Here is a 16,048-nt window from a genome sequence, read left to right as displayed (position 1 = left end):
CCGCTCGGGAATTTTCGCCCGGCCACGCCAGGGCCTTAAAGCGGTGACCATGGGATAAGCTAACAGTTGACGGAGGTGGGGGGTGACGGTGGCAAGCACCACTTGGTCATTCAAGCCATCAGCTTTCGGACTGACGATAGTGTAAGGCATGAAACCAGGGGTAAAGATAATTCTACACCCAGCTTGTGCGTCATTATCGCTGGCGCGGTGGTCAACGAGGACGCTGACCGCCGGCATTTTTCGAGGAAATAAGAGAGCTGATAACATGAACGACACCTACTTTCCGTGAAGAATCACTCTTAGAGTAGCAGGCTAAGAAACCGTTTTCAATACCAATCGAAAAAAATTACCCTCTTTTTGATGAAACGGGTAATTTGGTTTAGCTGGTTAATCTGTGCTGTCGGGAACCAGGACGAAACGCTGGCCATGGTCCGTTCCCGCTTCTAATTGCGTGTGGCAGTCGGCCGCCGTACTGAAATGACGTTGGGTGAGGTGGTCTTCGAGAAGGGCGTGGTGGGCAAAAGCTTGGTTCAACCGGTGTGCCGCGCGGGCTAATTGGTTGCTGGTCGCGTGACTGATAACGAACCCGACAATGGATTGGTCTTGCATGTAGAAGCGGCGCCAATCGATTGGTACCGAGCTGGCTTTGGGGGCGGTGATCATGGTGAGCTGCCCGTGTGGGGCTAGATAGGCCAGATTGGTTGGTAAGCTGACCTGACCGGAAGTGTCGATGACGTGGTCGAAAGTCGCCCCATTTAAGGCGGCGAGGGTGTGGTAGTCAACGCACCGGGCACTCCCCATTTGGCGACAGATTGCGAAGTCTTGCGGCGCGGACGTGGTGGTCACGGTAAGGCCCATCTGAGTCGCTAATTGACAAAACTTGCGCCCAACGTTACCGGCACCGCCCGCAACTAAGAGGCTTTGGCCAGCTTGGGCTTGCATCATGTCGGTCAACACGATGGCTGCGGTCGCCGCCGAATGGACGGCCGCGACCAGGTGGAAGGGGTCGACGCCGGTAGGGACCGGATAAAGGCGGTCAGTGTCCACCAGGGTGTATTCAGCCGTGGCGCCGAGCCGCCCACCGTAGCCCGCCGAGTTGGTCCACACCAGATCCCCGATGTGCCAGGGACTGGCGGCATCAGCCACAGCGGTCACGGTTCCGACCAGGTCGCGGCCCACGATATGTGGGGTTGCCAAGGGGGTTTGAAACGCACCACTACGGACGAACGTATCGACGTGATCGACCGCCACACCTAAAACTTGAACTAAGACTTGGTGGGCGTGAGGAACGGGGCGCGGAATCTCAGTCACGGTGAGCACTTCTGGCCCACCAAATTGGGTAAAAGTAACGGCTTGCATGGTGAATTCCTCCTTAATACGGGTTATTGAATGCGCGTGAGGCGCTGGATGCCCAGTGCCCCGGCAATGGCGCCAATAATCAAGATGATGTAGACGATGTTTTGGGGGGTGCCGGTTGGGTCGAGGTGGTAGGCCCAGCCGTAAAGTGATGGCCCCAACGCAGCCATGAAGTACCCGCCGGCTTGGGCCATCCCGGAGAGCCGCGCGGTAATCAACGGTTTCGCGGTCTTGAGGCCGAACATGGTCGTGGTGTAAATGAAGAAGAAACTGACGGCGATACCGACCAGCAAGTTTTCCAGTAACCAAAAACTGAACGAAGCGGTGTTTTGAAAGAAGAGCATGCTACCGGCGACAATCCCGCAAATGCCGGCCCCGGCAATCAACCGGCGTAACCTGGTGGGGCCAAGTTGGGTCAAGAGATGCGGGGTCACCACGTACACGGGCACGCCCACTAGTGAATAGATGGCGATGATGAAACCTACGTGATCGGCGCTTAAGTGGTGGTAGCTCATCAAAACCGGGAACCAGGCGGCGATGGTGTAGTTTAAGACGGATTGGCAGCCAAACGTCAGTAAGAAAAGCCAGGCATGGGGATTGGTCCACAGGCTGGGGCCCTTGGGAGTCGGCTGAGTGTGGTCAGTCGGCGTGGCTTTCATTTTTTCGGGCAGGTGGCGACTGACGACCAGCCAAAAGGCGAAGACTAACAGCGCCACACCGGCTAGAATCGTGAGAATCGACGGCCAACCCCACAGATGGGTGGCGGGGGCCGTTAATAGGTTGAACCCGGCGCTTCCCAAGTTCATGGTGAAGGAGTACAGGGTGGTGTACAACGCGATTTTGAGCGGGAAATAAGCCTTAATGAAGGCGGGCATAAACACGTTGAGGTGGGCGATGCTGATACCAATCAGGATGGTGCCCAAAAAGAGGGTCGGTAGGGTGATGATCAACCGTAACCCTGACCCGACCAGGAGTAGGAGCAAAATCAGTCCCATGGCGGGTTTAACCCCCAGTTTAGCTAGCGGTATGGCGGCGAAGTTCGAAAAGAGTAAAAACATCACCAACGGGAGCGTGGTCAGTAACCCCAGACTTTCGGTCGAAACGCCCAATTGGTGGGCCAATTGGGTTACGATGAGTGGTGGGGTGGTGATTGGGGAGCGCATTAACAACCCGATGGCCAGTACCACCAGGAGGATTTCAATAGTATGTTCTGCTTTTTTAGCCATACGAGCGACCTTTCTGTGGAAGAATTTTTGGGGCACAATCATTAAAGTTTAAAACCTGAAAAGTTGTGTCTGGAGGAATCGAGATAAAAGATACTTTCATTCTATAACGAATTTACCTCGAAAGAAACTGGCTTTGAACGTCAAAAAAGCCTGGGGCACGGCCCCAGACTCTTTCGAGTTGTTGTCAAGTTATTAGGAATTCAGAAGTCTGAAAGGAGTTAGCCCTTAGTCTTCAAAGAAGCCAAAGTAGTTTTTGGCATTGTTGTACGAGATGTCTTGGACAATCTTACCCAAGTACTCGTAGTCGTCAGGAACCTGGCCCCGAACGACCCACTCACCGATTAGGTCACAGAGAACCCGCCGGAAGTACTCGTGCCGTGGATACGACAGGAAGCTCCGTGAATCAGTCAGCATGCCGACGAAGTTTGGTAACAGGCTCTGTTGGGCCATGATTCGCAGTTGGTCGTGCATGCCTTCGCGGGTATCGTTGAACCACCAAGCACAGCCGAGTTGCATCTTTTGTTTGATGCCGCCCTGGAAGTTCTGCATGCCAGTTGCCAGTTCCATCCAATCGTTGGGGTTGGTGGAGAAGAAGATGGTCTTTGGAATCCCGTCTTCTTCGGCCATGTCGCTCATCAACGCCATGATTTCACCGGCGATGCCCGGTTCGGATCCCATGGAGTCAAAACCGGTGTCGGCGCCCAACTTCCGGAACATCGGGCCGTTAGCGTTGCGCAAAACGTTCATGTGGTATTGCATGGTGAAGTCGTATTGCTTGTTCAAACGCATCAGAATTTCCAACAAGAGGGTGGTGTAGCCATCCACTTCGGCAGCGGTCAACTTCGTGTTATCCTTAGTTGCCTTGGTTAGGATTTGGTTGAACTCGTCCTTAGAAATCTTGCGGAAGTGGTAGCTGTTCAACCCGTGGTCGGACAACCGGCCACCCATCTGGCTAAAGAACTGGAAACGGTTGTCGAGTGCCTTGACCAGGCTGTCGTAGTCGGTGATGGTAACGCCGGCCGCGGCGCCCAGTTGTTTAAGGTAGGCGCCAAAGTCGCCTTGGTTAATACGGACTAAATTATCAGGCCGCATCGCCGGCAGAACTTTGAACCCGTTTTCATTTTCATCAGCCTTAATCAGCTTGTGATAGTGCAGGTCGGACGACGGGTCGTCGGTGGTGCAGACCACCTTGACGTTCATGTTCTTAATCAGGTTGCGGGGCTTGAAGGCCTCACTTTGGACCATTTCATTGGCCTTTTTCCAGATAGCCGGGGCAGTCTTGGTGTTCAGTGGTTCATCGATACCGAAGAAGCGCTTGAGTTCCAGGTGGGTCCATTCGTACAACGGGTTACCGATGGACTTTTCGATGGTGCCAGCCCAGGCGAGGAACTTTTGATATTCGTCGCCGTCACCGGTGATGAGGTCTTCGGGAACCCCGTTGGCCCGTTCGAGCCGCCACTTGTAGTGGTCGCCTAGGCTCCCGTCGTTTAGCCACAGACGGGTGATGTTCGGGTAGTTCTTGTTTTCGTAGATGTCCTTTAGCTCCAAGTGGCAATGGTAGTCAATGATGGGCATGTTTTCAGCATAATCGTGATACAGCGTCTTGGCTGGATCATTGGTGAGCAGAAAATCTTCATTCAATAAGGTCATGAAAAAAGCTCCTTTGTAAAAATTAGATTGTAAATGGAACCCGGTAGAAAGGACGGTAAAAACAAAGCAGACTAGTTGTTAGTTTGTTCTTCCTTTTCTTCTTCGGCGTTTTCATTATGAATCTTAGCCAACTTAGCAGCGTTTTCGTTAACTCGCTTCTTGCTCAATGGGTAGAAGAAGAGTAACAACAAGGCAGCGACTAACAGGCAGACCGTCGGCACACCAGTAGCCAAGTTGTAGATTTGGTCGATAACGGCTTGCGATTGGGTAGCACCGCCACCAGTGGAGGACTTGTAACCGATGAAGGTCAACATGAACCCACCGAAACCACCGGCAATAGCTTGAGCGACTTTCCGGGCAAAGGAGTTGACCCCGTATACGATCCCGTCTTCCCGGACACCGGTCAAGACTTCGTGATTATCGATAACGTCGGTGATGAAGGCCCAAACCATCAGGTTGAAGACCCCGGCACCTAAGGAACCGAAGAACATCATGACCAGGTAGAAGTACATGTTGGACGTATGCACGACCATCAAGATTCCGTAAAGAGCGGCCCCGATGATAAGTGAGACGATAGAGCATTCCTTTCGGCCGAACGTCCGGGTCATCCAGTTACTGAATGGCGCCAATAAAATAACGGTCGCAAAGTTGAAAATAAGGGCAATCCCCATGAAGGACGTATTCTTGAAGTAGTCGTTGAACAGGTAGGAAATCAAGGTCCCGGAGAGGTTTTGGTTGATAACGACCATGATATCGACTAAGACCAAGACGATTAAGGCTTTGTTCTTAAACAAGCCTTCGACCACTTGGCCAAGGGGAACAGGCTTACTCTTTTCAGTCCGGACCCGTTCAGTTGTCAGGTGAGTCGTTAATTGGTAACTGATGTAGCCTAAGATAGCACAAGCCACAACGACCCAGAAGAACCGGTTCCCGGAAATCTTTTGGGAAGCGCCGCTGTAGATGAACATTGGGACGATGTAACTAGTAATCATGGAACCCACGGATGCCCCAATGGACCGGAACGTTGACAAGGACGTCTTGTCGTTCGGGTCGCTACTGATAGCAGAGGCCATGGAACCGTAAGGGATGTTAACGGCGGAGTAGAAGATCCCCCAAGCAATGTAAGTAATGAAGACCCAGGTCAACCGTAATGGTAAGGCCCAGTCCTTCACGATAGGGACAAACAGCAGAATCAAAGCGATCAGTAACGGGTAGCGCATCCGATTGATCCAAGGCTTGAACCGGCCAATCTTATGTAGTTTACTGTTATCGACCAACCGACCAACGGTAATATCGGCAAAGGCGTCGACGAATCGGGCAATCAAGAAGATTACCCCGACTTGCGACCCCGTTAACCCTAAGACGTTGGTGTAAAAAATCATCAAGAACGAGTTAACAATGTTAAACGAGAAATTATTTCCGATATCCCCGAACATATAACCAATTTTATCTTTGATATTGAACGGTGATGCGGAAATCGTAATGGTCTTTTGTGTCTCCAACGAAAGTCACTTCCTAAACTAAATTTTTAATAAAAGACGAATTACCGCAGTGGTAAACAAAAATTGCTGAAACAGATAAAAGCGCACTAACTGAAAGCATCACCTCCTAAAACTGGTATAGAAGTTACCTAGAGAATAGCACGTAAGGAAAACGCTTTTAACAAAAACTTTGTAAATTTTGCACTTGAATTGAAAGCAATTAAGGCGTTAAATTGCGAAATGACGGGGATTTGTTGGGAATTGTAAATTTTTGGAGTAAAGTTGACAGCGCTTCCAGTCTCGATTAAAGTATAGCTGTGTTGATATTCTGGTATATCACTTAAGCTAATCGGCAGATACCATTAATTGAATAACAACATCATTATATTTCGGAGGTGCTTTTGATGAAAGTTAGTTCTAAACTCCTGAACGTTAAAGACCACCACGACTACCTTGACGTGGCGACGGATGGCGCTCAGTTTCGGATTTATTTGCTAGATGAGAACATTATTCGGATTCGTGGAACGTTCGATCAAGAATTTGCTCCAGAAGACTCCTATGCGCTGGTGAAAACGGCGTGGGATGATGCCACGGACGACTTAATGGCCGACGAACGGCAAAAAGTTACCCCGATTCCCATTGATTTGAAGACTAGCCAAGATGGCTACACGGTTACCAATGGCAAGTACACGTTGCGGATTCACGCTGAGCCGTTTTATTTTGAAATCGTGGATGACCAGGGCCGCGTGGTTCACAAAGACTTGGCAAGACGGTCGTTCGTTCAGGACAACCTGGGCCGGCGCTTCCACTACAGCAGTATGGGCGACCACGATAAATTCTATGGTTTCGGAGAAAAGTCCGGTAAGTTGAACAAGTTCAAACGCCGGATGCGGATGCACAACACCGACTCTCTGGGCTGGAACGCCAAGCAATCGGATCCGCTATACAAGATGATTCCGTTTTACATCGACTTCAACACGGAAGACAATGTGGCCAGTGGTCTCTTTTACAACAATATGTACGATTCCGTCTTTGATATGGATTGTGAACACAGTAATTACTGGTTGCGTTACAGTTATTTCCAGACTGACGGTGGTGACTTGGACGTCTTCTTCATCGGGGGTCCGACCATTAAAAAGGTCGTGGAACACTATACCGACTTGACTGGGAAGACTGCCATGATGCCGTTACCGTCATTAGGGTACATGGGTTCAACTATGTTCTACACGGAACTGGAGTCCCATTCCGACGAGGCCATCTTGGACTTCGTCGATACCTGCAAGAAAAATGGCATTCCGTGTGACGGCTTCTTCCTGTCCTCAGGCTACACGACCGGTGAAGACGGTAAACGCTACGTCTTCAACTGGAACAAGGAGCGCTTCCCGGATCTGGCGAAGTTTGTGGCTGAACTGAAGAAGCGTGGCGTCTTGCTGGCACCAAACATCAAGCCAGGAATTCTGACCACCAATCCAATTACGCCTGAATTCAAACGTGATAACGCCTATGTTAAAACACCGGACGGTCAGGATGACCAAATTGATCAATACTGGGGTGGCCCGGCACACTTCGTTGACTTTACCAACCCGAAAGGACGTGACGCCTGGGGCCAAAAGATTATTGATTCACTGGCTTCACTAGGAATCACCACGTTGTGGAACGATAACAACGAATTTGAAATCAACGACGATGGGGCACAGGTCGATGCTGATGGTGTCCATCAAACGATTGGCGCCGTCAAACCGATCATGCCAACCATGATGGCCAAGGCCGGGATTCAAGCCCTCAAACGCTACAACCCAGACGTGCGGCCATACTCCATCAACCGGGCCGGCTTTGCCGGGATTCAACGGTACGCCCAGACCTGGGCGGGGGACAACTACACCAGTTGGACCAACGTCAAGTACAACATCCCAACGATTCTGGGAATGGGATTATCTGGGGTGGCTAACCAGGGTTGTGATATCGGTGGTTTCGACGGTCCGCTTCCAGAACCGGAACTCTTCGTCCGGTGGGTTCAAAACGGAGTCTTCCAACCACGATTCTCGATTCATTCCTGCAATAACGACAACACGGTCACCGAACCCTGGACGTATCCGGCTTACACCAAGTACATTCGGGCGGCCATCAAGTTGCGCTACACGTTAGTACCGTACTTCTACTCCTTGTTGTACGAAGCTTCGACCAAGGGGTCACCAATCATGCGGCCACTGGTCTACGAATTCCAAGACGACCCTAACGTGGCCGAAGAAAGTTTCGAGTTCATGTTAGGCTCCTCCCTGTTAGTGGCCAACGTGGTGGACAAGGGTCAGACCGAAAAGACCATTTACCTACCACAAGGTTACCGCTGGTTAGATTTGAAGACCGCGCAATACTACGACGGTGGTCAGACCATCACCATCCCCGTGGACCTGAGCAGTATCCCGATGTTCTTGCGGACTGGGAGTATCGTGCCGCGTAGCTTCGGGTTGATGAACCTACACAATGACGTGATCGACCACCTTAACGTCCTGGTAGAAGCTAGTCAGGATGCGACCTTCACTGCCTACGAAGATGACGGGGTCACCAATGACTATCGTCAAGGCAAATCCTTGAGGACCACGTTTAAGGCCCAGACCAGTGCTGACGGCGTGACGTTGGATGTCCACCGTGAAGGGGACTACCAGACCAAGGTCAAGACCATGGAATTTGAAGTGTGCTGCCCGACCATGGCGCCATTGAGCGTCAACTTAGCGGGGCAAGACTTGCCACGCTATTTAAACTCTGCGAAGTTTGAAACGGCCGAAGAAGGCTGGTACTTCGACGGCGAGAAGCGCCAGGTCATTATCCGCTATCACAATCTGACGGCCAAGGATTACCAAATTGGCGTGAACTTCAGCGTTAAAGATTTGATTTCGATTTAACGTTTAACGCCAACCGAAAAAAGAGTTTGGGCGGTCTGCTCAAACTCTTTTCTTTACCGTCGATGAAGACTAAAACCTGAACTAGAAAAGGATGATTGTGATGACCACTATTGATTTAACGCACGGGCGACCCTTGAAAAAGATTCTCCTGTTTGCATTGCCCCTAGTGGGCGGGTCCATCTTTCAACAACTTTATAATTTTATCGACACCTTAATTGTCGGGCGTCTGCTGGGTATCGATGCGGTGGCGGCCGTCGGGGTCTATTACCCCCTGAACTTCTTGATTTTAGGATTCATCCAGGGCAGTTGTTTGGGTTTTAGCATTCCGTTATCCCATAGCGTGGGGAAGGGGGACGACCAGGAAAGTCGGGAATTTTTGACCAACGGGACCTGGTTGAGTCTCGGTTTGGCCGTGATTTTGACGCCAGTGATGATGCTAGCGACCCGCTCCTTACTGGTGGCCTTGAACACTCCTGCTAGCATTCTCGATTTGGCGGTAACCTTTACGTTGATTTCGTTTGCCGGGATTCCCGCCAACGTCCTGTACAACTACTCCGCCGATGCCTTACGGGCGTTTGGAGATTCTATCCACCCGTTGTACTTTTTGATAGTGTCATTGGTCTTAAACATTGGTTTGGACCTTTTATTTGTAGTGGGGTTGCACGCGGGAATCGCTGGGATTGCCTGGGCCACGGTTATCAGTGAATTTATCGGGGGCCTGTTGAATTTGACCCTGTTTTGGGGTCGTCGGCGGCCGTTACAAATTCGCCGGCGAGACTGGTGCTTGCGCGGCACGCGAATCAAACGCATGAGTATCATCGGTCTGCCAATGGGGTTGGAGTATTCCGTATCCGCGATTGGAGCTATTATCATGCAAGATGCCATCAATCTACTGGGACCGACTATCGTGGCGGCCCAATCGGCAGCCGAGAAGATTCGCTAATTGTTTACCCTGCCGATGGAAAGCGTGGGGGCGGCCGTGGCTACCTATCAGGCCCAAAATGATGGCGCCCAGGATCGCTCACGGATGCGGTCTGGCATTTTCAATGGGATGGGGATTCAATTGGTCTATTCGGTAGTGGCGTTTATCGTCATCAACTTGTTTAAGACCACTTTTACCACCATGATTCTGGGTCATCACGCCGCGAGTGCTGTGGCGAGTGCTGACCAATACATCTGGATTATTAGTTTTTTCTTTCCAGTACACGGTTTTTTGATGATTTTTCGCAATACCCTGCAGGGTTGGGGGCACAGCCTCTATGCCATCATTTCTGGAGTAGGCGAGTTATTGGGGCGGTCAGTGGCTAGTGTGCTTGCCATCACGACTTGGGGGTTTCTAGGAATCTGTTATGCCAATCCGGTAGCCTGGGGCGTGTCATTGTTCTACTGTATCGTCATGGTCGTCTGGGTCTTTCACCGGAACCACCCCCTGAAATGAAACCGGGATAATCGGCTACTCTATAATGGAAGAAAAATGCAAACGTGTGAAACGGTAATGAGGCAGATAAAAGAAATGCTTAAAACGTCTTATATTATGGTAAGAAACTCATTTTATTTAAGTGATATATTAGATTCTGGGATTGAAGATTTGCGGGAGCATGCTATACTATGAGCATAGAAATGTTCACGATAACATTATTGAAATGAGCCGAAATAAAGGGGCCAAATTATCACTTGAGAAAACTGATGTATTAGATTGATCGTTTTATTAATTTTACTTTATTGGGATTAATTACTGATATGGCGGCGTTTATACTGATGACTAATGAAAGCGGTTTTAAAACTGCCCTTGACATTTGCCCTGTATATTGTAATATGAAATCGGTTACAACTCATTACTGGTATATAAGTTTTCTCAAACGATTCACTTATTAGGCTCGTGTCACGGATACGACAAAGGAAAGGATGTTTCTCAATGGTTAAATTAAACGACGATTATTTAAACAATCAGGCAGCTTTCGAAAAAGCTGGCATTCAGGTGCCAACTTATGATCAGACAACGATTAAGAAGGAAACTGCCGACCATCCCCGCTGGGTCCATTTTGGTGGGGGGAACCTCTTCCGGGCCTTCCACGCTGCCATTGCCAACAAATTAATTGAAAAGGGCGAACTGGATTCCGGCGTTGTCGTCGCTGAAACTTATGATGACGGTGTTGTGAAGGATATCTACAATGCTTACAACAACCGGATTTTACGGGTCGTTACGCGGGCCGATGGTAACTTCGACAAGGAATTATTAGCTTCCGTTGGAGAAGCGCACTTCTTTAGCCCAACTGACCAAGCGGATTGGGACCGAATGTTTGAAATTTTTAAGAACCCATCTTTGCAAGTGGTTACCTTCTCTATTACTGAAAAGGGTTACAATTTACGGACCGTCGATGGTGACTTGAACGACATTACCAAAGCTGATATTGCTAACGGTCCCGATAAGCCGAAGGGGAACATGGCGGGCTTGGTTTCCCTGTTATTAGCCCGTTACCAAAACGGCAAGACGCCATTGGCCTTATTGAGTACCGATAACTTCTCTCAAAATGGGGACCGCTTGAAGGACAGTGTTTTAACCATTGCTAAGGGCTGGAAAGAAAACGGTTTCGTAGACGATGCTTTCTTGGCTTACTTACAAGATCCTAAGCAGGTCAGTTTCCCAATCTCAATGATTGACCGGATTACGCCGAACCCTGCCAAAGTTGTCAGCGATAAATTAAAGGCTAGTGGCTTCGAAGATTACCAAATCGTGCACACAGCACGGCACACTAACATTGCCCCCTTCACCAATACCGAAGAAGTGCATTACTTAGTCGTTGAAGACAGCTTTCCAAACGGTCGGCCGAAGTTTGAAGATGCCGGCGTGATTTTAACTAATCGGGACACGGTCAACGATGCCGACCAAATGAAGGTTACGACTTGCTTGAACCCACTGCACACGGCGTTAGCCATTTTTGGAAGCGTTTTAGGATTCACTGCCATCTCCAAAGAATTGCAAGACAAGAACTTAGTGGCTTTGATTAAGCAAATTGGCTATGTCGAAGGTTTACCGGTTGTGACGGATCCTAAGGTTATCAATCCCAAGGACTTCATCGATCAACTGGTCAACAAGCGTTTACCGAACCCTTACACGCCTGATACGCCACAACGGATTGCTACGGATACATCGCAGAAGATTCCAGTTCGTTATGGTGTGACTATCAAACAATACAACGACCGTGATGGTTTCGACCCTTCGACCTTGGAATTCATTCCACTGACGATTGCCGCTTGGTTCCGTTACTTAATGGCCGTTAACGATAACGGTGGGGCCTTCGAACCGAGTCCGGACCCAATGATGGACGATTTGAAGAAGTACGTGGGCGACATCAAGTTAGGTGAAAACACCGATGTCCATGCTCACCTGAAGGATATCTTGACCAACACGTCAATCTTCGGTCAGGACCTTTACGCTGTTGGCTTGGGGACTAAGGTTGAAGACTACTTCAAACAAATGATTGCTGGCAAGGGCGCGATTGTCGCCACTTTGGAAAAGGCCTTAAAGGACCACGCCAAGACAGTTGCCTAAGGAACCGTCCCGTTTGAAGGAGTGACACAAAATTATGATTACGATTCAAAATGATAACTTTCAAGCCATTATTGACGAAGTTGGCGCTCAGTTGACCCATCTGGTCGACCGTAAAGCCCAACGAGATTTGATTTGGAACAATGACCTTTGGCCAAAGCACGCGCCCGTGCTGTTTCCTGCCATTGGCCGTTCAAATGAAGACGCTTACCTCATCGATGGTGTAAAGCATGAGATGCCTCAACACGGGTTCGTGAGTGACTTACGGTTCGACGTTACGGACCAAGCCGTTGACCACGTGACACTGAGTACTCAAGGAAACACTGAGACGCAAGCTTACTACCCATTCAAGTTTGAACTTGCCATTACATTTACGGTGGTGGATGACGGATTGCACCTGAACTTCCAAGTGACTAACCAAGATACCCAGAAGCTGTCATATTCATTAGGCTCCCATCCCGCATTTAACGTCCCATTTGTGGATGGTGAAACTTTCGATGATTACCAATTGGTCTTAGACCCTAAACCGGGCGAGTTAAACCAGTTCGAAATCGTAAAAACGCCGAACCCCTACCGTTCGGGGAAGAAGTTGCCCGTAACGCAAAAGGATGGCGTGATTGACTTGAACTACGCGATGTTTGACGCAGGTTTAATCATTCTAGACGATGGTGATTTGAATAGTATCACGTTACGGTCCAAGAAAAACGATCACACGATCAGTCTGGATCTTACAGACTTCGACTACGTGACGTTGTGGACTAAAGAAGGAGCCAAAGCGCCGTTCTTATGCCTTGAACCGTTCAACGGTCTACCAGACGTGTCTGGCGATTTGCGTGAACTGGCCACCAAGGAAGGTAATCATCACTTGGCTGCTGGGCAACAAGAAACCATGCAGTACACGATTCACGTCCACTGAATTTAAATTAATACCTTATGCATTACTAGAGAATATGGAGGTCAATGAGAAAGATGTCAGAATATAAAATTGCGGTTGTAAATTCAAGTAGTTTTGGTCAAGTGTTCACGGAACACTGGAAAGAGCTCGAAGAGATTGGCGAAGTGAAGCGTTTCATGTTACCAACCGATATCGATGGGAAGTCATTAGCCGTTAAATTAAAGGGCTACAACATCATTATTGCGTCGGTGACGCCAATGTTTAATCAGGAATTCTTCGACAACACGGAAGGCTTGAAACTGATCTCTCGGCATGGTATTGGGTTTAACAACGTGGATGTTAAGGCGGCTAAGGCCCATGGCGTCAAGGTGACCATCGTGCCACAACTCGTTGAACGGGACTCCGTGGCCGAAAACGAACTAGTTAACTTATTGACGTTGGTTCGTCGGACGGTTGCTGCGGCCGAACGCGAACGAGATGACCACTACGAAGATCGGGCCGAATTCATGGGCAATGAACTTAGTGGCAAAACTTTCGGGGTTATTGGCTGTGGGAACATCGGCAGCCGGGTCGCCGAACTCTTCAGTGTCTTTGGTGGCCAAGTTTTCATCACTGACCCCGATCCCAAAGCCCCAGCCGGCTGGATTAAGAGTCACAACGTGCAACAGGTCGATCTCGATACGCTATTGAAGAACTGTGATTACGTTTCGCTGAACGCATCGTTGAACGATGGCAACTACCACTTAATCAATGCCGAAAAGGTCGCCGAGATGAAGAAGGGTGCTTACCTGTGCAACAATGCCCGGGGCGCTTTGATCGACGAACAAGCCGTCTTGGACGGGATTAAGTCCGGTCAATTATCCGGTTACGCGGCCGACGCGGTCGAAGTTGAACCGGTTCGGGCAAGCCATCCGTTCTTGCACAACGACCGCATCTTGTTGACACCGCACACTTCTGCTTACACCTACGAATGCCTGCATGGTATGGGTGAAAAGTGTGTCAGTGATGTGAAGAACTTAATTGCAAATAAGCCATTGGTTCGGGAATTAACCAGCACCTTGGCCTAAGGAAACAACCGAATGGGACCATGTGCGCTCAGTGCGGCATGGTCCCGTTCTTTCTCAAGAGACGCTGTAATCGTGACGAAGTCGGGTTACCCGGCTTTCGTCTCACCTTAAAAATATAACCGATATCATTAAGAAGAAAGCCGGGAATAACATGGACTATTTAATTGGAATTGACGTTGGGACCACCAGTACCAAGGCGGTCATCTACGATACGGAAGGGAAGATTTTTGGTTACGCCAACAAACTTTACCCGTTGATTCAGGAAAATGCCGACATGGCCGAAGAAGATCCGGACGTCATCTTTGATGCGACCGTTGCGGCCTTAAAAGAAGTGGTCGGCAAGGTGGACGGCAAAATTTTGGGTGTGTCCTGGTCGACGCAGCAACATAGTTTGATTGCGCTCGATAAGGACCACAAGCCACTGACCAATGCCATCACCTGGGCAGATAACCGGTCCGAGAAGTACGCGTCGGCCATGAGAAAGGACGGGTCTGGTCTGGAACTGTATAAACGCACCGGGATGCCCAATCACCCGATGGGGCCGGTTTACAAGATTCTATGGTTGAAGGCTGAACATCCAGACATTTATAACCAAACGCGTTACTGGGTCGGCTTGAAGGAATACTTGATCTACCGGTACTTTGGCCAACTCAAAGAAGAATACGGTATGGCGTCTGCGACCGGTCTGTTCAACATCCACACCATGGACTGGGACGAAGACTCCTTGAAGTTGACCGGCGTCACCCGCGACCAGTTACCGGAATTAGTCTCCGCCACTTACCAGGTCAAGGGCCTCAAGCCGGAATACGCCAAGGAGATTGGGTTTGACCCCGACATGCCATTCATCATGGGTGGGACCGATGGGGCCTTGTCTGGCATTGGCTCTGGTGCCATCGATGATGGAGAAGTCTCCGTCACCATTGGAACGTCAGGTGTGGTACGGACGTTTATCGACCAGCCGCAAATCGACCCGAAAGGCCGAATCTACTGCTATCCCGTCATGGATGGCAAATGGATTATTGGCGGGCCGGTCAACAATGGGGGCATCGTCTTCCGTTGGGTCCGCGATAACCTCTTCGCCCCGGAAAAGGCCTTGGCCAAGGAACTGGGTGAAGACCCATACGACCTGTTGACTAAGATTGCCAGTCAGGTACCGGCTGGTTCCGACGGCCTGATTTTCCATCCCTTCTTGGGTGGCGAACGGGCCCCGATCTGGGACGGTAACGCGCGGGGGTCGTTCTTCGGTCTGACGCGACGGCATAACCGGGCGCACATGGTCAGAGCGGCGCTAGAAGGTATCGTCTACAACCTGTACACGGTTGAACTGGCCTTGAAGGAATCCGCCGGGGAACCTAAGAAGGTCATGGCTTCCGGTGGCTTTGCCCGCTCACCGCTTTGGCGGCAGATGTTGGCCGACATTTTCGAGGAACCAGTCACGATTGCGGAATCCTTTGAAGCTGGTTGTTTAGGGGCCATGGTGATTGGCCAAATCAGCTTAGGCTTAGCCGATGACTTGTCCGTGGCCAAGAAGTTCGTGGGCAAGACCAACACCTACCAGCCGAACCCCGACACCTTCGCCAACTACCGAGAAATCATGCCGATTTACATTCGCTTAGGTCGGAAACTCGAATCCGAATACAGTAGCATCGCGGAATACCAGCGGAAACGCGAACCGAAGAAATAACCATTAGTCATGACGCGCACACGGGTAGAAAATAACCAGGTAGTGGCCCTTTAGCGCGACGGCTTAACAAACCGAAAAGGGTTTAGGCATTGTCCTAGGCCCTTTTTCAGATTAACGGTGATTCTTGTAATACGACCGGTTGTCTCCACTCTAATTCACAAGGAGATTGTCCAAATATTAAGAGCCGGCTGTGCTACACTAAAAGAATCTGCTAGTGTGTCAATAGGAATAATGTGATT

The 16,048-nt window shown here is 49.9% G+C and carries 11 protein-coding genes; 7 read left to right on the top strand and 4 right to left on the bottom strand.

Going from position 1 to position 16,048, the window contains the following annotated elements:
* Positions 1-387 precede the first annotated feature (387 nt).
* The 4 genes from H3M12_RS02145 to H3M12_RS02130 form a co-directional block, all read right to left on the bottom strand.
* Positions 388-1,359 carry an alcohol dehydrogenase catalytic domain-containing protein gene (locus H3M12_RS02145; protein ID WP_182150861.1) on the bottom strand — a complete coding sequence of 324 codons (972 nt, stop codon included), beginning with the start codon at positions 1,357-1,359 and terminating at the stop codon, positions 388-390.
* Between the two features lie 23 nt (positions 1,360-1,382).
* Positions 1,383-2,582: an MFS transporter gene (locus tag H3M12_RS02140; protein WP_129032643.1), complete on the bottom strand. Its 1,200-nt coding sequence runs from the start codon at positions 2,580-2,582 to the stop codon at positions 1,383-1,385.
* 225 nt (positions 2,583-2,807) lie between these two features.
* Positions 2,808-4,232, bottom strand: coding sequence for a glucuronate isomerase (gene uxaC / locus H3M12_RS02135; RefSeq protein WP_129032644.1), 1,425 nt, complete (start codon positions 4,230-4,232; stop codon positions 2,808-2,810).
* Positions 4,233-4,303: 71 nt separating this feature from the next.
* Positions 4,304-5,734 (bottom strand): MFS transporter, encoded by a 1,431-nt coding sequence (locus H3M12_RS02130; protein ID WP_182150860.1) that lies wholly within the window; start codon positions 5,732-5,734, stop codon positions 4,304-4,306.
* 383 nt (positions 5,735-6,117) lie between these two features.
* Here H3M12_RS02130 and H3M12_RS02125 point away from each other — a divergent pair, with 383 nt between their 5' ends.
* The 7 genes from H3M12_RS02125 (at position 6,118) to gntK (ending at position 15,809) form a co-directional block, all read left to right on the top strand.
* Positions 6,118-8,613, top strand: a complete 2,496-nt coding sequence (locus tag H3M12_RS02125) for a glycoside hydrolase family 31 protein (RefSeq protein WP_182150859.1) — start codon at positions 6,118-6,120, stop codon at positions 8,611-8,613.
* A 100-nt stretch (positions 8,614-8,713) separates the two neighbouring features.
* Positions 8,714-9,556: an MATE family efflux transporter gene (locus H3M12_RS12825; protein WP_233449209.1), complete on the top strand. Its 843-nt coding sequence runs from the start codon at positions 8,714-8,716 to the stop codon at positions 9,554-9,556.
* 15 nt (positions 9,557-9,571) lie between these two features.
* Entirely contained in the window at positions 9,572-10,051 is a 480-nt protein-coding gene (locus H3M12_RS12820; RefSeq protein ID WP_233449208.1) for an MATE family efflux transporter, read from the top strand.
* Between the two features lie 477 nt (positions 10,052-10,528).
* Positions 10,529-12,166, top strand: a complete 1,638-nt coding sequence (locus H3M12_RS02115) for a mannitol dehydrogenase family protein (protein ID WP_182150858.1) — start codon at positions 10,529-10,531, stop codon at positions 12,164-12,166.
* 34 nt (positions 12,167-12,200) lie between these two features.
* Entirely contained in the window at positions 12,201-13,079 is an 879-nt protein-coding gene (locus H3M12_RS02110; protein WP_182150857.1) for an aldose 1-epimerase family protein, read from the top strand.
* A 53-nt stretch (positions 13,080-13,132) separates the two neighbouring features.
* The gene (locus tag H3M12_RS02105) at positions 13,133-14,125 is read left to right on the top strand and encodes a D-isomer specific 2-hydroxyacid dehydrogenase family protein (protein ID WP_182150856.1); all 993 of its coding nucleotides are present in this window, start codon (positions 13,133-13,135) and stop codon (positions 14,123-14,125) included.
* A gap of 151 nt (positions 14,126-14,276) precedes the next feature.
* Positions 14,277-15,809 carry a gluconokinase gene (gene gntK, locus H3M12_RS02100; RefSeq protein ID WP_182150855.1) on the top strand — a complete coding sequence of 511 codons (1,533 nt, stop codon included), beginning with the start codon at positions 14,277-14,279 and terminating at the stop codon, positions 15,807-15,809.
* Positions 15,810-16,048: the final 239 nt, after the last annotated feature.

The organism is Levilactobacillus suantsaii (genome assembly GCF_014069315.1).
Taxonomy (GTDB): domain Bacteria; phylum Bacillota; class Bacilli; order Lactobacillales; family Lactobacillaceae; genus Levilactobacillus; species Levilactobacillus suantsaii.
The sequence above is the reverse complement of the archived record's forward strand: the minus strand, read 5'-3'. Positions and strand labels throughout refer to the sequence as shown.

Excerpts from the sequence above, each read along its gene's own strand:
- H3M12_RS02145 (WP_182150861.1), bottom strand. The coding sequence starts at position 1,359 with ATGCAAGCCGTTACTTTTACCCAATTTGGTGGGCCAGAAGTGCTCACC.
- H3M12_RS02140 (WP_129032643.1), bottom strand. The coding sequence starts at position 2,582 with ATGGCTAAAAAAGCAGAACATACTATTGAAATCCTCCTGGTGGTACTG.
- uxaC (WP_129032644.1), bottom strand. The coding sequence starts at position 4,232 with ATGACCTTATTGAATGAAGATTTTCTGCTCACCAATGATCCAGCCAAG.
- H3M12_RS02125 (WP_182150859.1), top strand. The coding sequence starts at position 6,118 with ATGAAAGTTAGTTCTAAACTCCTGAACGTTAAAGACCACCACGACTAC.
- H3M12_RS12825 (WP_233449209.1), top strand. The coding sequence starts at position 8,714 with ATGACCACTATTGATTTAACGCACGGGCGACCCTTGAAAAAGATTCTC.
- H3M12_RS12820 (WP_233449208.1), top strand. The coding sequence starts at position 9,572 with ATGGAAAGCGTGGGGGCGGCCGTGGCTACCTATCAGGCCCAAAATGAT.
- H3M12_RS02115 (WP_182150858.1), top strand. The coding sequence starts at position 10,529 with ATGGTTAAATTAAACGACGATTATTTAAACAATCAGGCAGCTTTCGAA.
- H3M12_RS02110 (WP_182150857.1), top strand. The coding sequence starts at position 12,201 with ATGATTACGATTCAAAATGATAACTTTCAAGCCATTATTGACGAAGTT.
- H3M12_RS02105 (WP_182150856.1), top strand. The coding sequence starts at position 13,133 with ATGTCAGAATATAAAATTGCGGTTGTAAATTCAAGTAGTTTTGGTCAA.
- gntK (WP_182150855.1), top strand. The coding sequence starts at position 14,277 with ATGGACTATTTAATTGGAATTGACGTTGGGACCACCAGTACCAAGGCG.